At 70.9% G+C, this 17,918-nt stretch carries 14 protein-coding genes; 8 read left to right on the top strand and 6 right to left on the bottom strand.

Going from position 1 to position 17,918, the window contains the following annotated elements; translation table 11 throughout:
- The first annotated feature begins 1 nt into the window (after position 1).
- The 5 genes from nuoL (at position 2) to ACFC06_RS03450 (ending at position 9,075) form a co-directional block, all read left to right on the top strand.
- Entirely contained in the window at positions 2-1,888 is a 1,887-nt protein-coding gene (gene nuoL / locus ACFC06_RS03470) for an NADH-quinone oxidoreductase subunit L (RefSeq protein WP_375927435.1), read from the top strand.
- A complete protein-coding gene (locus ACFC06_RS03465; RefSeq protein WP_375927433.1) occupies positions 1,885-3,507 on the top strand; it encodes an NADH-quinone oxidoreductase subunit M in 1,623 nt (540 codons plus the stop codon). The genes nuoL and ACFC06_RS03465 overlap by 4 nt, the downstream gene beginning before the upstream one ends.
- The gene (gene nuoN / locus ACFC06_RS03460) at positions 3,504-5,126 is read left to right on the top strand and encodes an NADH-quinone oxidoreductase subunit NuoN (protein WP_375927431.1); all 1,623 of its coding nucleotides are present in this window, start codon (positions 3,504-3,506) and stop codon (positions 5,124-5,126) included. Before ACFC06_RS03465 ends, nuoN begins: the two co-directional genes overlap by 4 nt.
- Positions 5,126-5,749, top strand: coding sequence for a class I SAM-dependent methyltransferase (locus tag ACFC06_RS03455; RefSeq protein WP_375927429.1), 624 nt, complete (start codon positions 5,126-5,128; stop codon positions 5,747-5,749). Before nuoN ends, ACFC06_RS03455 begins: the two co-directional genes overlap by 1 nt.
- A 71-nt stretch (positions 5,750-5,820) precedes the next feature.
- Positions 5,821-9,075 (top strand): hypothetical protein, encoded by a 3,255-nt coding sequence (locus ACFC06_RS03450; protein ID WP_375927427.1) that lies wholly within the window; start codon positions 5,821-5,823, stop codon positions 9,073-9,075.
- A 58-nt stretch (positions 9,076-9,133) separates the two neighbouring features.
- Here ACFC06_RS03450 and ACFC06_RS03445 read toward each other — a convergent pair whose 3' ends face one another.
- Positions 9,134-9,415, bottom strand: a complete 282-nt coding sequence (locus tag ACFC06_RS03445; RefSeq protein ID WP_375927425.1) for a hypothetical protein — start codon at positions 9,413-9,415, stop codon at positions 9,134-9,136.
- Here ACFC06_RS03445 and ACFC06_RS03440 point away from each other — a divergent pair.
- Together ACFC06_RS03440 and ACFC06_RS03435 are read left to right on the top strand one after the other, a co-directional pair.
- A complete protein-coding gene (locus ACFC06_RS03440) occupies positions 9,409-9,708 on the top strand; it encodes a LysR substrate-binding domain-containing protein (protein ID WP_375927423.1) in 300 nt (99 codons plus the stop codon). The two genes, ACFC06_RS03445 and ACFC06_RS03440, sit on opposite strands and share 7 nt — an antisense overlap.
- A gap of 98 nt (positions 9,709-9,806) precedes the next feature.
- Positions 9,807-10,538, top strand: coding sequence for a VWA domain-containing protein (locus tag ACFC06_RS03435; protein WP_375927421.1), 732 nt, complete (start codon positions 9,807-9,809; stop codon positions 10,536-10,538).
- Here the strand turns inward: ACFC06_RS03435 and ACFC06_RS03430 are convergent.
- The 3 genes from ACFC06_RS03430 to ACFC06_RS03420 all read right to left on the bottom strand — a co-directional run bounded on the left by ACFC06_RS03430 (position 10,535) and on the right by ACFC06_RS03420 (position 12,910).
- Positions 10,535-10,876: a hypothetical protein gene (locus ACFC06_RS03430; RefSeq protein ID WP_375927419.1), complete on the bottom strand. Its 342-nt coding sequence runs from the start codon at positions 10,874-10,876 to the stop codon at positions 10,535-10,537. The genes ACFC06_RS03435 and ACFC06_RS03430 overlap by 4 nt on opposite strands.
- A 27-nt stretch (positions 10,877-10,903) precedes the next feature.
- Positions 10,904-12,259 (bottom strand): three-helix bundle dimerization domain-containing protein, encoded by a 1,356-nt coding sequence (locus ACFC06_RS03425; protein WP_375935178.1) that lies wholly within the window; start codon positions 12,257-12,259, stop codon positions 10,904-10,906.
- A gap of 288 nt (positions 12,260-12,547) precedes the next feature.
- On the bottom strand, positions 12,548-12,910 hold the full coding sequence (locus ACFC06_RS03420; protein WP_375927417.1) for an ArsR/SmtB family transcription factor: 363 nt from the start codon (positions 12,908-12,910) through the stop codon (positions 12,548-12,550).
- Positions 12,911-12,937: 27 nt separating this feature from the next.
- On the opposite strand from ACFC06_RS03420, the gene ACFC06_RS03415 reads away from it, so the two are divergent.
- Positions 12,938-14,947 (top strand): heavy metal translocating P-type ATPase, encoded by a 2,010-nt coding sequence (locus ACFC06_RS03415; RefSeq protein WP_375927415.1) that lies wholly within the window; start codon positions 12,938-12,940, stop codon positions 14,945-14,947.
- A 2-nt stretch (positions 14,948-14,949) separates the two neighbouring features.
- Here ACFC06_RS03415 and ACFC06_RS03410 read toward each other — a convergent pair whose 3' ends face one another.
- Both ACFC06_RS03410 and ACFC06_RS03405 read right to left on the bottom strand, forming a co-directional pair.
- Positions 14,950-15,498, bottom strand: a complete 549-nt coding sequence (locus ACFC06_RS03410) for a DUF308 domain-containing protein (RefSeq protein WP_375927413.1) — start codon at positions 15,496-15,498, stop codon at positions 14,950-14,952.
- Positions 15,495-17,804, bottom strand: a complete 2,310-nt coding sequence (locus ACFC06_RS03405; RefSeq protein ID WP_375935175.1) for an ATP-binding cassette domain-containing protein — start codon at positions 17,802-17,804, stop codon at positions 15,495-15,497. The genes ACFC06_RS03410 and ACFC06_RS03405 overlap by 4 nt, the downstream gene beginning before the upstream one ends.
- Positions 17,805-17,918: the final 114 nt, after the last annotated feature.

Raw genomic sequence — 17,918 nt, 5'->3', positions numbered from 1 at the left:
CATGGGTACCGCAACGTTGTGGCTGCTGCCCGCCCTGCCGCTGGCCGGCGCGATCGTGCTGTTGCTGCTCGGGCGCCGCGCCGACCGCTGGGGCGTGTACCTGGGGACCGCCGCCGCGCTGGCCGCGTTCGCGATCGCGGTGGTCGCGTTCGCCGAGATGCTCGGCCGCGCCGACGCCGACCGCGCGATCCACCTGCAACTGTTCGAATGGGTGCCCGCCGGTGCCCTGCGGGTCGGTTTCGGGCTGCAACTGGACCAGTTGTCGATCTGCTTCGCGCTGCTCATCACCGGCGTCGGCTCGCTGATCCATCTCTACTCGATCGGCTACATGAGCCACGACGAGGACAAGCGCCGCTTCTTCGGCTACCTCAACCTGTTCCTGGCCGCCATGCTGGTGCTGGTCCTGGCCGACAACTTCCTGGTGCTCTACCTCGGCTGGGAAGGCGTCGGTCTCGCCTCCTACCTGCTGATCGGGTTCTGGTATCACAAGCCGTCGGCGGCCACCGCGGCCAAGAAGGCGTTCGTGGTCAACCGGGTCGGTGACATGGGCCTGGCCATCGCCATGATGACCATGTTCGCGACGTTCGGTTCCTTCGACTTCCGCACCGTGTTCGCCGCGACCCCGGGCGCGAGCGAAGGCACCCTCACCGCGATCGGGCTGCTGCTGTTGCTGGCCGCCTGCGGCAAATCCGCGCAGGTGCCGCTGCAGTCCTGGCTCGGTGACGCCATGGAGGGCCCCACCCCCGTCTCGGCGCTCATCCACGCCGCGACCATGGTCACCGCCGGTGTCTACCTGATCGCCCGTTCCAACCCGATCTACGATCTCGCGCCGAACGCCCGTCTCGCGGTGCTCGCGGTCGGCGCGGTGACGTTGCTGTTCGGCGCGATCATCGGCTGCGCCAAGGACGACATCAAGAAGGCACTGGCCGCCTCCACCATGAGCCAGATCGGGTACATGATCCTGGCCGTCGGCCTCGGACCGGCCGGATACGCGTTCGCGATCATGCACCTGCTCACCCACGGCTTCTTCAAGGCCGGCCTGTTCCTCGGTGCCGGTTCGGTGATGCACGCGATGGACGACGAGACCGACATGCGCCGCTACGGCGGCCTGCGCACGCTCATGCCGATCACCTTCGTCACCTTCGGCCTGGGCTATCTGGCCATCATCGGGGTGCCGCCGCTGTCCGGGTTCTTCTCCAAGGACAAGATCATCGAGGCCGCCTTCGATCACGGGGGCGGTGTCGGAATCCTGCTGGGCACGGTCACTCTCGTCGGTGCGGGCCTGACCGCGTTCTACATGACCCGCGTCATGCTGATGACGTTCTTCGGGCAACGCCGCTGGCGGCCCGACACCCACCCGCACGAGGCGCCCGCGGTGATGACCGGCCCGATGATCCTGCTGGCGTTCGGTTCGGTGTTCGCCGGTGGCCTGTTCGTGTGGGGCTCCTCGCTGGTGAACTGGCTGGCGCCGGTGGTCGGCACCCACCATGCCGAGCCGGTGATCCCGGCCGCCGTGGTCACCGGGCTGGCGTTGACCGTGGTGGTGATCGGTGTCGCCGTCGCCTACCGCGCCTACGCCGAGAACCCCGTCCCCGAGACCGCCCCCGAGAAGGTGAGCGTGCTGACCACGGCCGCGCGCAAGGACCTCTACGGTGACGCGGTCAACGAGGCGGCGTTCGAGCGTCCCGGCAAGTATCTGACGCGGGCGCTGGTGTTCCTCGACGCGCGCGGTGTCGACGGGATCGTCAACGGCACCGCCGCCGCGATCGGTGGACTGTCCGCGCGAATCCGCACGGTGCAAACCGGTTTCGTGCGGTCCTATGCCCTGTCCATGTTCACCGGCGCGGCCCTGGTGGCCGCTGCCCTGCTGGCGGTGAGGTTCTGGTGAACTCGTTTCCCTGGCTGACGACGCTCTGGCTGGCCCCCGCCGTCGGCGCGGCCGCGGTCCTGCTGGTCCCCGCCGGACGGCGCACCGTGGCCCGCGCGCTGGCGCTGGTGGTGTCGATCGGTGTGCTCGCGCTGGCGGTCACCCTCGCGGTGCGGTTCCAGCCCGGCGGTGAGCAGTACCAGTTCGTCGAAGCCCACGAATGGATTCCGGCGTTCGGCGTCGGTTACACGCTGGGGCTCGACGGCATCGCCACCGCCCTGGTCCTGCTCACCGCGGTACTGCTGCCGCTGCTGATCCTGGCCGGCTGGCACGACGACCGCGCCGCCGGGGACGGCCGCAAGACCGTGCACCTGTACATGGCGTTGATGCTGCTGGTCGAGTCGATGGTGCTGATCTCGTTCCTGGCGCTGGACGTGCTGCTGTTCTACATCTTCTTCGAGGCCATGCTCATCCCGATGTACTTCCTCATCGGCGGTTTCGGGCCCCGCACCGACGACGCCGCGGTGCGCGCCCAGCGCTCGCGCGCGGCGGTGAAGTTCCTGCTGTACAACCTGTTCGGCGGACTGATCATGCTCGCCGCGGTGATCGGGCTCTACGTGCTCACCGCCCGCGCCGGGCTGGGCAGCGACTCCGCGGGCACCTTCGACCTGCGCCTGATCGTCGCCGCCGTGCAGGACGGCAGCCTCGGTGGCAGCGCGGCGGTCCTCGATCTGCTGTTCCTCGGCTTCCTGTTCGCCTTCGCGGTCAAGGCGCCGCTGTGGCCGCTGCACACCTGGCTGCCCGACGCGGCGGTCTCGGCGACCCCGTCGAGCGCGGTGCTGATGATGGCGGTGGTCGACAAGGTCGGCACCTTCGGCATGCTGCGCTACTGCCTGCTGCTGTTCCCGCTCGCGTCGAGCACGTTCGCGCCCATGGTGATCACCCTGGCCGTCATCGGCATCATCTACGGTGCGCTGCTGGCGATCGGCCAGACCGATGTCATGCGCCTGATCGCCTACACCTCGATCTCGCACTTCGGGTTCATCATCCTCGGCATCTTCGCCATGACCAGCCAGGCCCAATCCGGTGCCACGCTCTACATGGTCAACCACGGACTGTCCACGGCGGCACTGTTCCTCATCGCCGGGTTCCTGGTCTCGCGGCGCGGCACCCGGATGATCGCGGAGTTCGGCGGCGTGCAGAAGGTCGCGCCGGTGCTGGCGGGAACGTTCTTCATCGCCGGTCTGGCCACCCTCTCGCTGCCGGGACTCGCGCCGTTCATCAGCGAATTCCTGGTCCTCGTCGGCACCTTCAGCAAATACAAGGTGGCCGCCGTGGTGGCGACCGGCGCGCTGGTACTGGCCGCGATCTACGTGCTGTGGCTGTACCAGCGGATGATGACCGGCCCGCTGAAACAGGGCAACGAGCATCTGCGTGACCTGGTACCCCGCGAGCTGGCCGTCGTCGTGCCGCTGCTCGTGGCGCTGCTGGTGCTCGGCTTCTACCCGAAACCGATTCTCGACCTGGTGGATCCCGCGGTGGGACACACACTCTCGACGATCGGTCAGCATGATCCCGCGCCGACGGTTCCCGCTCCCGAGGCGGGCGCGGCCACTCAGCCCGCGGGCGGACACCGATGAGGACGGACTTCGTGACCAGCAACGAGCTCGCCGCCACCCTGCCCGCACCGAGCATCGAATACCACCTGCTCGCGCCGATGCTGATCGTGTTCGCGGTCGGTGTGGTCGGCGTGCTCGTCGAAGCGTTCGTGCCGCGCCCGGCGCGGTATCCCACCCAGCTGCTCCTCGGCCTCGGTGGCGTGATCGGCGCCCTGGTCGCCGTGGTGCTGCTGTCGGGGTCACGTGCCACCGCGGTGGTCGGCGCGGTCGCCGTCGACGGGGTGACGCTGTTCCTGCAGGGCACGATTCTGCTGGTCGCGCTGCTGGGGCTGCTGTTGATCGCCGAACGCGGTGCCGTCCCGCGAGCCCGCAGCGGGCCGGGCACCTGGAGCCGGGCGGCGGCCACCCTCGACCGCGGAGTGGACGCGTTCACCCCGCAGGCGTCGGCGGTGCCGGGCAGCGCCGACGAACTGGCCGCCGTGCGTGCCGGGGTGTCGACGACCGAGGTGTTCCCGCTGACCATGCTCGCGCTGGGCGGTCTGCTGTTGTTCCCGGCGTCCAACGATCTGCTGACGATGTTCGTGGCGCTGGAAGTGCTGTCGCTGCCGCTGTATCTGCTGTGCGGGCTGGCCCGGCGCAGGCGGCTGCTCTCGCAGGAGGCGGCGCTCAAGTACTTCCTGCTCGGCGCGTTCTCCTCGGCGTTCTTCCTCTACGGTGTCGCGCTGCTGTACGGGCAGACCGGGACGGTGTCGCTGCCGGGAATCGGCGCGGCGCTGGATCAGCAGCCCGAGGACGCGACGCTGGCGCTGCTCGGCATCGGCATGCTCGCGGTCGGCTTGCTGTTCAAGATCGGTGTCGTGCCGTTCCAGGCGTGGGTGCCCGACGTCTACCAGGGCGCGCCGACACCGATCACCGCGTTCATGGCCGCGGCCACCAAGATCGCCGCGGTCGGCGCCACCCTGCGGGTGCTGATGGTCGCCGTCGACGCGCTGCGGGACGACTGGCGGCCGGTACTGGCCGCGATCGCGGTGGCGACCATGGTGGTCGGCGCGGTCATGGCGATCACCCAGACCGACGTGAAGCGGATGCTCGCCTACTCCTCGATCGCGCACGCCGGGTTCCTGCTGGTCGGCCTGGTCGCGGCCGACAGCGCCGGGGTGGCCGCGGTGCTGTTCTATCTGCTGGCCTACGGGCTCGGCACGGTCGCCGCGTTCGCGGTGGTCACCCTGGTGCGCGACGCCTCCGGCGACGAGGCGACCGCGCTGTCGCAGTGGGCCGGGCTGGGCCGCCGGTCCCCCTGGCTGGCATCGGCGTTCGCGTTGCTGCTGCTCTCGTTCGCGGGTCTGCCATTGACCAGCGGGTTCGTCGGCAAGTTCGCGGTCTTCGCCGCCGCGTCCGGAGCCGGGTACACCCCGCTGGTCGTCATCGGTGTGGTCTGCAGCGCGATCGCCGCGTTCTTCTACGTGCGGGTGATCGTGCTGATGTTCTTCACCGACCCGCCCACCGACGCACCGACCGTCACCGCGCCGTTCGCGACCACGCTGGTGATCGCCTTCGGGGCCGGTGCGACCGTCCTGCTCGGTGTCTTCCCGCAACCGGTGCTCGACCTGGCCGAACGCTGCGCGGTGTTCGTCCGCTGATGAGCGCCGGGGATCGTCCACCGACCAGCCACGAACGTGGCAGCGGGCAGCCGTGGGCGGCGTCCTACCTGCCCGGTCCCGCGCCGTGGGACATCGGCGCACCGCAACCGGCGGTGGTCGAATTGATCGCGGCGGGCGCGTTCCACGGTGACGTCCTCGACGCCGGCTGCGGCACCGGCGACAACATGGTGGCCATCGCCGCGCACGGCCTGCGCGTACTCGGCATCGATGTCGCCGAGCCCGCCCTGGCCATGGCCAGGGCGAAGGCCACCGGCCGAGGGCTCGATATCGAGTTCGCCCTGGCTGACGCGCTGCACCTGGAACGGCTGCGCCGACGCTTCGACACCGTCCTGGACTCCGCGCTGTTCCACACCTTCGACGCCACCGAACAGGCCACCTACGCAGCGGGTCTGGCCACGATCACCGCGCCCGGGGCCACACTCTCTCTGCTGTGCTTCAGCGATACCGGCCCGAACCCGGGGCCGCATCCGGTCAGCCGCGACGCCATCGCCGCGGCATTCGCGCCGCCCGACTGGCAGATCACCACCATCGCACCCGCCCTTCTCCGTACCCGATTCGACGAGGCGAGTCCCGCCTGGCTGGCCACCATCCGCCGCCACTGATCTGGGGCGGGCCGCCGGACGTGGCGGGGAGGACACCGGTTGTTGTCGGACCCGGCGGCTACGGTGTCGGTATGCAAACGGGGAGTGAGCTGGTGGGTGGGGTCGCGGGCATGTCGGTGCCGCAACGAATGCGGGCGCTGGCCGGTACCGCGCGGCGGTTGTCGGGAACGCCGGAACTGGAGCGGTTGCTGCACGAGCTGGCCGCCGCCGGGCCGTACGAACGGCGCACAGCCGGGTATCTCGCCTATGTCGGTGGTGCCCGCGAGTTCCTGCTGACGCAACTCGACTCGCCGGAACAGGCTGTCGCCGGTCACGCCATGACCGCCCTGATCCGGCTCGGGATCGCGCCGCGGATCGTGCTGGAGCGGCTGCGGAGGATGTCGCGGCGTGCCCGTTACGACGTCATCAGGTCGCTGGTCCGCGGCGGCCACGCCCCGCTCGCCGATGCGTTGGTTCCCCTGCTGCGGGAGCGGTTCGGTGATGCCGAGGCCGCCCGGCTGTTGCCGGGATGCTCCCCGACCGCCGTCGCCGAGTGGCTGCCCGCCCTCGCCTACGCGGTCCCGAACTGGAACAGGCTCGCGCGCGCCCACATCGCGGTGATCTTCGACCATGTGCGGGAACGGTCGGTGGCCGCGGACCGTGCCGAATGGCAGGAGCTGTGGTCGCGGCTGACAGCGAATCCGGTGGCCGCCGCCGGTCACGATCCGGACGGTCTGCTGGCCCTGGCCGCCGAAGCGGTCGTCTATGTGCCGCTCGCGGAGTTGAATCCGGTCGCCGGTGTGCTCGCCCGCCATGACGGTGCGGCCGTGTACCGGTTGATGCGGCATCCCAGCGGCAACGGCCGAGTGCTCGCGGGCCCGGCACTGTGGCGGGCATTGCACACGCTCCCCGACGACGACCTGCGCGAACTGTATCTGGCCTACCCGCTGGGAATCCGGCGCCGTTTCCTGCACACGATGCCGCCCTCGCGACGCGCTTCGATGGCGGGCGCCGACCTCGTGCGCCCCGGCAGTGCTCCGGCCGATGTCGACACCGCCCTACTCGACGAACTGCCCGCCCCAGCCCGCCACGCGGTGGTCGACGAGCTGCTGTCGCGCCCGGGCGCCACGGATGTTCCCGAGGTCAGCGACCAGCTGTCCGCACGTCTGCCCTGGGCGCGGGCGCGGCCCGTGCTGGTCGAAGCCGTGCGGCGGCCCACCGCCGAGGAACGGGCACGGGCTTACCCGCTGCTGGTCACCGCCGCCGCGGGCAGCCGCGATCCCGCCGCCGTCACCGATCTGCTCGGCCTGCTCACCCGGACCCGCAACGAACAGGACCCGGTGCGCTCGCGCGTCGTGCAGGCGCTGCTCACGGTCCCGATGCGGCTGTGGGCCCCGGCGCATCTGCCCGCGCTCGAGCAGATCGCCACGGATGCGCTGCAGGCCCGCGACCGGTCATGGGCGACGACCACCGCCGTGTCGACCCTGGCGCGCACTCTGCTGCTGCGCGGCAGCCAGGCGGATGACCGCGCCTTCACCGAGACCGCGCTGCGCGTGTTCACCCGGCTGGCCGCGGTGACCAGCACACCGAATCTGTCGGGCCTGCACCGTGATCTGCCACGCGGCGCCGAACACCGCCTCGTCGACGCGATGCGCGAGCGCCTGGCCGCCGACGCCGAACGTGACACCTGGGACCTGTGCCTGGCCCTGGCCGACGGGCTCGCCCACCGCGCCTACGACATCCCCGAGTTGCAGCAGCTGCTCGTGCGCGCGGCCCGCTCGACCTCCGACGCCACCGTGCGCCGCGCGGTGCGGCTGGCCCTGGCCGCACCCGCCACCCGCGACACCCACCTCGACACCCTCCTGGCCCACGACCGCTCGCTGATCACCCTGCCCGAGGTCCAGCACCAGATCGGGATGCGCCGCACCGATCTGCTCGACACCCTTCTCGACACCACCACCCCCGGCCGTTTCCTGCCCGCGAACGTGGTGTTCGTGCCCATGTTCCACAGCGGTTTCGGCCGCTGGTCCCAGCACCATCTCGACCGGTACGCGCGGCTGCTCGACGCCCACGCCCGCAATCACGCCACCCAGCCGTACCAGCAGGCGACGGCGGTGCGCGCGCTGGGCACGCTGCCGGGCAGCTTCGCCCGCGTGAGCTGGTTCGTCGACCACGGTGAGCTCGTCACCGCCGAAGCGGCGCTCACCGCGCTGGGTGGCAGCGACGAACCCGAGCGGGCGGTCGCACTGCTGGCCGGTCACGTCGACGGCGACCGGGCCCGGGTCGCGGTCAGCAGTATCGCGGCCTGCGCCCAGGCACTGCCGCCGGACCGGGTCTCGGCCGCGGTCGCGCCCTTGCTCGCGTCCCGCAAGATCACCGCGGTGAAGGAAGGGGTCCGTCTGCTCGCCTCGTTGCGCGCCCCGGACACGATCGCGGTGATCGCCGAACTGGCCCAGCGTCCGGACGCGCACCGGGATGTGCGGCGGGCGGCCGTATTCGGCACCCGGTTCCTGCTCGACCAGGAACAAGCGTGGACACTGCTGGGCCAGGCTGCCACCGAGCCGGAGGTGGCGAGTGCGATCCTCGATATCCGGCCGTCTCTGGTGCCGGTCCCGCAACGCAGGCGGTTCGCGGCCTTCGTCCGTGATCTGGCCGCACAGACCGATCCGCGGCTGGCCGGACCCGCGCTGGGCGCGGTGAGTGGCTGGCAGCGCTGGGCGGCACCGGGCACCGATGACGTGATCCTCGACCAGCTCACCGATCTCGACCGGGTCGGGGTGTGGCAGGCCGCGATGCACGCCCTGCTGGCGGGTGTGCGGCAATCCGGTGACTGCACCGCCCTGTCGGCCGCGGTCCTGCGGCTGCGGGCCGACGAGTTCACCGCGCCGGGCCGGGATCTGCCCGCCCACCAACGCCTGTCGGCATTGCTGAGCTCGTTCCTGCCGCTGGTGCGCACCATCGACGAACTGCGGCCGTCGGCCGCGACGGTGACCGCGCTGCTGTCCGACGACCCACTCTGGCACGACAAGCTGATCGCGCTCACCATGGCCGCGGTGCGCTGGACCGAGCCTGGCGAGATCGTCGCCCTCGTCGACACGCTCACCCTGTATGCCACCGGCGCCCTGGTGACCAGTCCGGCCGGTTACCTGCCCCGGCGTCTCCCGGCCGCTCTCACCGCCACCGACCTGGAGGTCCTGCGCGCGATCACCGCCGAGCTTGGCCACCCGTCCCGCACCCGCCGCGGCATTGGTGGCCCTCACGATCGTCGGCAAATGCGGCACACAGCGCGGTTGGTCGAGCGACTGGGTCGACGTCTTGTCCTCGCTGCGAAGACATTCCCACCCTGATGTCCGCCGCGCCGCACACGCCCTGTTCACCGAGCACGAGTAAGCACCGGGGCACTCGTCACCAAGGCACTGTTCCGGCGTCGTCGAAGAACCCGCCGGTCGGTCCGCCGTCGGGCAGGGTGGCGAGCCGGATCGCGATGGCCGCACCCTGCTGCGGGGTGCGGTCGCCGCGAAACCCGTTGAGGTCGGTGGCGGTGAAGCCGGGACAGACCGAGTTGATCAGGATGCCGGTGTCGCCCAGTTCCTCGGCGTAGCGGAGGGTGAGCGCGTTGAGGAAGGTCTTGGCAGGTCGTGGTGCTGCCCGCGGGTCATCCCCTCGCCGACCGGACGCAGGTGTCATCGGCCGAGGTCGGCACCCTGACGAACCTGCCCCTGCCGCGCTGGCCGCGACCGGACGGCAGCTACCGGGACGGACCCGGCCCGCAGGTGCGCGACCACACCCAGCTGTTCCAGCTGATCGCGCTCGGGCTGACCTGCGCGGTCGTGCCCGAGTCGCTGCGCGCCCAGCTCCGGGACGATCATGCCGTCGTCCCCGTGCCCGACGCGCCGCCCGTCACGACGGTCATCGCCTGGCCACCACACAGCAGATCTCGGGCCGTCGCCGATCTCGTTCACACCGCCACGCACCTCTGACCGGCGCCACGTCGCCGACCCGTACCCGACGAACACGCGTGGGCGAGAAAGCATTCGACGCCCCCGGCCCGGCCTGTCGACGCTGGTAGCGTTGCCGCGTGCGACGTCGTCACCGATTCCGGTCCACCCTGGCAGCGATTCTGACATTGGCCGCCGTCACCGCCTCCGGATGCGCCCGCGAAGGCCACGCGGTGCCCGTGCAGAGCGCGCTGCCCGGCTGCGACGCCGTCGTGATGATCGTGCTCGACGCCTCCTTGTCGATGGAGGCCACCGACGTGGCACCCAGCCGTCTCGCGGCCGCCACCGGCGCGCTCGGGTCCTACGCGCACCGGTCGGCTCCGCAGACCGCGCTCGGGCTCGTGACCTTCGCGGGCACCGCGTCGACCCTGGTGACACCGACCACCAACCGCGACGCCATCGACGCCGCCCTGCGCACCGTGCGCTTGGCCGAACGCACCGCCACCGGCGAGGGCATCTTCACCGCGCTCGCGACGATCGCCACCGTCGACAAGATCGTCGCGCCCCCGGGCGGGCGGCGGATCATCCTGGTCTCCGACGGCAAACAGACCCTCCCCGCCGACCTCAACGACCCCCGCGGCGCCTACACCGCCGCCCGACAAGCCGCGTCCGACGGTGTCACGGTCTCGACGATCTCGCTGGGCACCCCCACCGGCACGGTCGCGATACCCGGCCCCGACGCCACACACACCGTCCCCGTCCCCACCGACGACGAATCACTGCGCGAAATCGCCCGCCTCGGCAGCGGCACATTCCACACGGCCACCGCCGCCGAACACCTCACCACCGCCTTGTCGACCCCGGCCTGCTAGGGGTGGAGCTCGACCTGATCCGGTAGGTTCGCCGCCGTGAACGACACCGGTTTGCCGGTGGCGCGTGCATACGCGATCTCGCGGCGCGTGGACTCCCCGATGTATCCGTGCGGGTTGACGACCAGAACCCGATCGGCCAGGTCGATCTTGCGCAGGTGCAGCGCGTCTAGCAGGGCCTTCTGCTCGGCAGAGACCACCTCGTCTGCTTCACCCGGCGCGACGACGATGACGCCTGCGAACGTCAGGTCGCGGTTCGCCTTCCGCATCTCGTCGGCGAATCGCACTGAGCCGCAGATACAGACGATCTCAGGTCGATCAGGCACGATCCAGTCTCTCATCCTCGTGCCGAAGGCGCTGCGGGGAAATCAATTGTAGGAGGCGGCGACTCCGTCGAGGAGGTGTTCGAGGGTGTCGTAGGCGGGCACGTCGACGATGTCGATCAGGTTCGGCGGGACCGGCACCGTGCGCTCGGCGGCGACCGCGGTGAACTGGGCGTTGTCGCCGGTGCGGAAGCCGTGTTCGGCGGCGAGTCTGCGCAGGTCCGGGTTCTCGGTGAGCAGGGCGCCGATCTTGTCGCCGGTGGCGGTGAGCGGGACCAGCGTGTGGGTGGACAGGACGGTCGGGGTCGGATAGGTGAGCACCATGTCGGGGGTGACGCGTCCCTGGCCGGCGGCCTCGATGTACTGGGCCTCGTAGATGCACACCAGCGGCGTCGGCCCCATTCCGTTGGCCAGGTACTGGTTGAACGGGCCCTCGCTGCTGGTGTCGGTGTAGCCCTGGGCGAGGAACAGTTTCGACAGGGCGGGCAGTACGTGCGCCTCGGCGGTGGCGCCGCGCACGATGGTGTGGTCGTTGGCGACATAGCTGGCGATCGACAGGTACATGGCCGCGGAGTTGGAGCTGCGCGGGTCGGTGGTGGAGACCAGGATGTTCTTGGCGACCGGGTAGCTGGTGTTGCCGGGCAGATCGTCCCATTGCACGCCGGCGGCGGTCAGTTCCAGGTATTTGTTCATGTCGAAGGTGGCGACCGGGCCGGGCACGATCACTCCCGCCGCGGTGAGCAGGTCGGCGATCGGGCGGTAGGTGGCGATGGCGATCGGTGAGGAGAACGGCGTGTATTTCGTCGTGATGGCCTGCTGCCGCTGGATGCGTTCGGCGGCCGGGCTGCTCGACGGGAACGCGAAGTCGTAGCGATCCAGGTCCACGGTGGTGGCGATCTGGCGTGACCCGGCGGGTTCCACCTCCACCCGCACGCCGTGCTCGGCCAGTACGCGCACCACGTTCTCGTCCTGGAAGAACGCGACCTTCTCCGACCCGACGACACCACGCACCACCGTGAGCGCGGCCGGTGCCGCCGCGGGTGCGGGATCACCGCCGGGCCACAGCACCGCCCCGGCGACGACGGCGGCCACCACCCCGGCGGCGCCGATCGACAACGGCAGCACCGCGCGCCTGCTCACCGTCCGCCGATGCTCGCCGCCGGAGCTCTGCCGGGCCGGTTCCGGTTTCGTCAGCCGGACGGTGGCCGGTGCCGGGACGCGCACCGTCGGGTCGGGGTCGGCGAGTTCGCGGCGCACGATCCGCTCGACCAGGATCGGCACGAATTCCCGGATCGGGGTGCCGTCGAAGCGGGTGTGCGCGGCGCCCACGGCCGAGGTCACCTGCTCGACGGGCACGTTCTCGGACAGGTCCTCGACCAGACTCTCGGTCATGCGCCGCATCGCCTGCGCTTCTCGCTGGACGACATCGGCTGCTGCGCCGGAGGTTTCGCGCGACACCACATTCTCCTGGGCTCGGATCGGCTGCGGACACGGCGCGGCGGACGGAGGCACCCGTGCGCACGCCGCGGGCCACGCTACCGGCGCGCAGCACAGTTGCCCCAGCGGTGAACGGGTGGGCACGCAGAGTTCAACACGCGCTCGGCTGCCCGCAATGTCGCATTGTCCGGCTGTTCGTGATCGCGGTCGAAATGTGTTCCGCGAGAGCGTGATCGACCGGCTCCGGGGTGGTCAGCTCGCGGTGCCGGGGCGCTCGGCCAGGCCCAGTCGCAGGTGTTCGCTGTGATAGACGGCTTCGTCGAGCAATTGGGCGACGTGATTGTCGTAGAGGCTGTAGACGATGCTGCGCCCGGCGCGGGTTCCGGTGACCAGCCCCAGGTTGCGCAGCAGCCGCAGCTGGTGCGAGACGGCGGACTGTTCCATGCCAACCGCGTCGGCGAGCTCGGTGACCGGGCGCGGCCCCTGGCGCAGTTCGCTGAGGATGAGCAACCTGCTCGGGGTCGCCAGGGCCTGCAAGGTCGTGGCGACGTGCGCGGCCGCGTCCGCGTCCAGCCGTGCGATCGGCCGGTCGCGGCCGTCGACACCGTGTCCCATGGCCGCAGTCTAACCCGGCCACAACACATGAATATCTCTTCATTTGTTCTGTTATTGTCGCGGAGTCCGTCCCCCGACCACCGGAGGTGCCCCGTGGCCTCGTCCCTCGCCACGCCCGTCCACCCCGCCACCGCGCGAGCGGCGAGTCCCGCGCGACGCACGCGCTGGACGGCCCTGCCGGAAATGCGCTGGGCCGCCGCCGCGTCGGTCCTGTTCGCCCTCGGCGTGCTCGCCCAGCTGGGTGGGACACCGGCCTGGCTGTGGTGGTCGCTGTATCTGGCCTGCTACGTCACCGGCGGGTGGGAACCCGGCCTCGCGGGCCTGCGGGCACTGCGCGACAAGACACTCGATGTCGATCTGCTGATGGTGGTGGCGGCACTCGGCGCCGCCGCCATCGGACAGGTCTTCGACGGGGCGCTGCTCATCGTCATCTTCGCCACCTCCGGCGCACTCGAGGCGTTCGCCACCGCCCGCACCGAGGACTCCGTGCGCGGCCTGCTCGACCTGACCCCCGACACCGCCACCGTGCTCACCGCCGACGGCGCCGAACACACCGTCGCGGCCGCCGACCTCGAGATCGGCGCCACCGTGCTGGTCCGTCCCGGCGCGCGGATCGCCGCGGATGCGACGGTCGTCGCGGGCACCAGCGAGGTCGATCAGGCCACCGTCACCGGCGAGTCCCTGCCGGTCGACAAGCTTCCCGGCGACACCGTGTTCGCCGGAACCCTCAACGGCACCGGGGTGCTGCGGATACGGGTCGAGCGCCGCGCCGAGGACTCGGTGGTGGCGCGCATCGCCGGTCTGGTCGAGCACGCGAGCCGGACCGCCGCGCCACGGCAGCTGTTCATCGAGAAGATCGAGCAGCGCTACTCCCTGGGCATGGTCGTGGCCACGCTCGCGGTGTTCCTGGTGCCGCTGGGTTTCGGTGCGACGCTGCAGAGCGCGCTGCTGCGCGCGATGACGTTCATGATCGTCGCCTCCCCGTGCGCGGTGGTGCTGGCCACGATGCCGCCGTTGCTGGCGGCCATCGCCACCGCCGGTCGCCACGGCGTCCTGGTCAAGTCCGCGGTGGTGATGGAACACCTGGGCACCACCACCCGCGTCGTCTTCGACAAGACCGGCACCCTGACCCGCGGCGTGCCCGTCCTCGGCGCGATCACCGTGCTCGACGTGAGCCTGACCGAAGACCAGGTACTGCGCCTGGCCGCGGCCGCCGAACATCCCAGCGAACACCCGCTGGCCACCGCGATCGTGCGCGCCGCCCGCGACCGCGGCCTGCGCCTGCCGCCCACCGAGGACTTCGCCGCCCGACCCGGACGAGGCGTGACCGCCCTCGTCGAGGGCACCACGGTCCAGGTGAGCTCACCGGCGACGCTCACCGCCACCGACCCCGCCCACGGCGTGGTCGCGGAACTCGAGCGCAGCGGCCACACCGCGGTGGCGGTCTCCCGCGAGAACACCCCGATCGCGGTACTCGGCATCACCGACCAGCTCCGCCCCGAAGCCGCCGCCACCGTCGCCGCGGTGACCGCGACCACCGGCGCCACACCGGTTCTGCTCACCGGCGACAACCGGGTCACCGCCGACGCGCTGGCCCGCCGGGTCGGCATCACCGAGATCAGGGCCGAGCTGCTGCCCGAGGACAAGGTCGCCGCGATCCGGGCCCTGCGGGATGCGGGAGAACAGGTCGCGATGGTCGGTGACGGCATCAACGACGCTCCCGCCCTGGCCGCCGCGCCGGTCGGGATCGCGATGGGCGGCGCCGGATCCGACCTGGCGCTACAGACCGCCGACGTGGTGATCGTGCGCGACGACCTCACGACCATCCCCGCGCTCGTGCGCCTCTCACGCCGCGCCCACCGCGTCGTGGTCGCCAACCTCGTCATCGCCGGCGGGTTCATCGCCGCGCTGGTGGTCTGGGATCTGGTCGGGCACCTGCCGCTGCCGCTGGGCGTGGCCGGACACGAGGGCTCGACCGTGCTCGTCGGCCTCAACGGTCTGCGCCTGCTGCGCTCGTCCGCGTGGCGTGCGCACTGAGCTCAGTGTTCGGTGGCGGGCCCACGCAGCGCGGCCCGCAGCAGTCCCCCGGTCAGCAGCTCGAGCACCCCGATCACCAGCAGCCCGGCACCGGCCAGGGTGGCCAGCCCGGTGACGGTCTGGAACTTCACGGCGATCACCACGATCCCGACCACCGCGGTGCCCACCCCGCACACCTCGTGCAGCGGTCCACCGGCGAGCCCGTCGTCGAAGGCCGCCACCAGTGCCTGCACGGTGCCGCGCACCGCCCACCCGAGCCCGATCCACAACGCCAGCAGCTCGATCGTGCCACCGCTGAAGGCGAGCATCGACAGGGTCAGGGTGAGGATCGCGCTCACCACCACCAGCACCCGCAGCGCCACCGCGATCCGCGCGAGCAACGCCAGATACGCCTGCATGCCCGCACTGACCAGCAGCGAGGTGCCGAACACCAGCGCCAGCGTGGTCGTGCTGCGTCCCGGCCACAACAGCAGCGCCAGCCCGAGCGCGAACGAACAACCCCCGGCGATCAGCATCGCCTGCCGGGTGCCGTCGCGCGGGGCCGCGCTCACCTCAGATGGTCCCGCAGGAAGGGAGCGGTGCGGCTGTCCGGGTCGGCCGCGACCTGTTCGGGCGTCCCCTGCGCCACGATCCGCCCGCCCCGCGCCCCACCGCCGGGGCCCATGTCGATCACGTGGTCGGCCCGGGCCACGACCGTCATCTCGTGCTCGACCACGACCACGCTCGCGCCGGAGTCGACCAGCGAATCGAGCTGGGCGAGCAGCACATCGGTGTCGGCCGGATGCAATCCGGTGGTCGGTTCGTCCAGGAGATACACCGTGTCGCCGCGCCGCACCCGCTGCAGTTCGGTGGCCAGTTTCACCCGCTGTGCCTCCCCGCCGGACAGTTCCGTCGCCGGCTGACCCAGCCGCAGATATCCCAGACCGACATCGGCGAGGGTGCTCAGCGCGCGGGCCACAGCGGGGACATCGGCGAGGAACACCGCGGCCGCGTCCACCGTCAGGTCCAGTACCTCGGCGATGGTGGTGTCGCGGTAGGTGATCTCGAGGGTCTCGGGGTTGTAGCGGGCACCGTGACAGTCCGGGCAGGGACTGTAGGTGCTGGGCAGGAACAGCAGTTCGACGGTGATGTATCCCTCGCCCTGACAGGTCGGACAGCGACCCTCGGCGACATTGAACGAGAACCGGCCCACCCCGTAGCCGCGCGCCCGCGCCTGCGGGGTGTCGGCGAAGAGTTTGCGGACGGTGTCGAACAGGCCGGTGTAGGTGGCCAGATTCGAGCGCGGGGTGCGCCCGATCGGCGCCTGGTCGACCTCCACCACCCGGCTGATCGCGTCGTCCGCTTCGGCGCCGCGCGAGACCGCGTGCAGCAGCGTGGATTTGCCCGACCCGGACACACCGGTGATCGCGGTGAACACGCCCAGCGGCAGGTCGACATCCACATCGACCAGATTGTGGCTGGTGATCGCACGCAGCGCGAGCACACCGGCCGCGGCCCGTTTCGCGCGCACCGGCCGCACGATCTCCTCGAACAGGTACGGGCGGGTCACCGACTCGGTCACCGCGCGCAGACCCTCGACCTCCCCGCTGTAGAGCACCCGTCCCCCGTGCACGCCGGCACCGGGCCCGATGTCGATCAGCCAGTCGGCGTGACGCACCACATCCAGGTCGTGCTCGACGAGGAACACGCTGTTGCCGGAGTTCTTGAGCCGCCCGAGCACCGTGGTCAGCGCGGCCGTGTCGGCGGGATGCAGTCCGGCCGAGGGCTCGTCGAGGATGTAGACCACACCGAACAGCCCCGAACGCAACTGCCCGGCCAGGCGCAGCCGCTGCAACTCCCCACCGGACAGGGTCGGGCTCTCCCGGTCGACGCTGAGATAGCCGAGCCCGAGCTCGATGAGCACATCCAGCCGGGAGGTGAGGTCCTGGGTGAGCACCGCCACCGCCGCGGTCCCCGCCGTGTAGGGGCGCAGGACTTCGGCGAGTTCGCTGATGGGCAGTTCCGCCAGCTCGGCGATGTTGTGACCGGCGAAAGTCACCGCCAGCGCTTCGGGTTTCAGCCGCCGCCCACCACACAGCGGGCAGACAGCGGTGTGCAGGAACTCCGCCGCGCGCGCACGGGTCGTCTCGCTCTTGGACTCCGCGTGCGCGCGCAACAGCAGCCGTTCGGCGCTGGTGTAGGTGCCCTGATAGGGGCGGTGGATGCGATGCGGTTCGCGTTCGGGTTCCACGGTGACGACGGGCTTGTCGGCGGTGAACAGGATCCATTCCCGGGCGGCGGGGGCGAGTTCGCGCCACGGCCGGTCGATGTCGTAGCCGAGGGCGGCGAGCACATCACGCAGATTCTTGCCCTGCCACGCACCCGGCCACGACGCGATCGCGCCCTCGCGAATGCTCAGCGACGGGTCGGGCACCATCGACGCCTCGGTCGCCTCGTGCACCACCCCCTGCCCGTGACAGCGCGGGCAGGCACCCTCGACGGTGTTCGGCGAGAACGCGTCCGAATACAGCCGGTTGGTGCCCTGCGGATAATGACCCGGCCCGGTTCTGGCCGGGCCGGGCGGGTAGTCGCCCTCGCGGGACATGAGCATGCGCAAGGTGTTCGAGATCGCGGTCACCGTCCCGACGGTCGAGCGGGAGGACGGCGCCGAACGTCGTTGCGCGAGCGCCACCGTCGGCGGCAACCCGGTCACCTCGTCCACATCGGGCGCCTCGACCTGATGCAGCAACCGCCGGGCATACGGTGCCACCGACTCCAGATAGCGGCGCTGCGATTCCGCGTACAGGGTGCCGAAAGCCAGCGACGACTTCCCCGACCCCGAGACCCTCGTGAACGCGACCAGCGCGTTGCGGGGCATCGCGGCGCTCACATCACGCAGATTGTGGACCCGGGCGCCGCGCACCCGAACCGAAGGATCGACCTCGTGCGAATCCACAGCTACCGAGATTACGCGGTCACCCCCGGCCCGCGA

The organism is Nocardia sp. NPDC056064 (assembly GCF_042266925.1).
Lineage (GTDB): Bacteria > Actinomycetota > Actinomycetes > Mycobacteriales > Mycobacteriaceae > Nocardia.
This window is presented reverse-complemented; position numbering and strand designations above follow the sequence as displayed.

What these genes read in the sequence shown, in the direction of transcription:
- nuoL (WP_375927435.1), top strand. Translation starts at nt 2, where the DNA reads ATGGGTACCGCAACGTTGTGGCTGCTGCCCGCCCTGCCGCTGGCCGGC.
- ACFC06_RS03405 (WP_375935175.1), bottom strand. Translation starts at nt 17,804, where the DNA reads ATGCCCCGCAACGCGCTGGTCGCGTTCACGAGGGTCTCGGGGTCGGGG.
- ACFC06_RS03420 (WP_375927417.1), bottom strand. Translation starts at nt 12,910, where the DNA reads ATGGGACACGGTGTCGACGGCCGCGACCGGCCGATCGCACGGCTGGAC.
- ACFC06_RS03450 (WP_375927427.1), top strand. Translation starts at nt 5,821, where the DNA reads ATGCAAACGGGGAGTGAGCTGGTGGGTGGGGTCGCGGGCATGTCGGTG.
- nuoN (WP_375927431.1), top strand. Translation starts at nt 3,504, where the DNA reads ATGAGGACGGACTTCGTGACCAGCAACGAGCTCGCCGCCACCCTGCCC.
- ACFC06_RS03430 (WP_375927419.1), bottom strand. Translation starts at nt 10,876, where the DNA reads ATGAGAGACTGGATCGTGCCTGATCGACCTGAGATCGTCTGTATCTGC.
- ACFC06_RS03445 (WP_375927425.1), bottom strand. Translation starts at nt 9,415, where the DNA reads ATGACACCTGCGTCCGGTCGGCGAGGGGATGACCCGCGGGCAGCACCA.
- ACFC06_RS03455 (WP_375927429.1), top strand. Translation starts at nt 5,126, where the DNA reads ATGAGCGCCGGGGATCGTCCACCGACCAGCCACGAACGTGGCAGCGGG.
- ACFC06_RS03415 (WP_375927415.1), top strand. Translation starts at nt 12,938, where the DNA reads ATGAATATCTCTTCATTTGTTCTGTTATTGTCGCGGAGTCCGTCCCCC.
- ACFC06_RS03425 (WP_375935178.1), bottom strand. Translation starts at nt 12,259, where the DNA reads ATGCGGCGCATGACCGAGAGTCTGGTCGAGGACCTGTCCGAGAACGTG.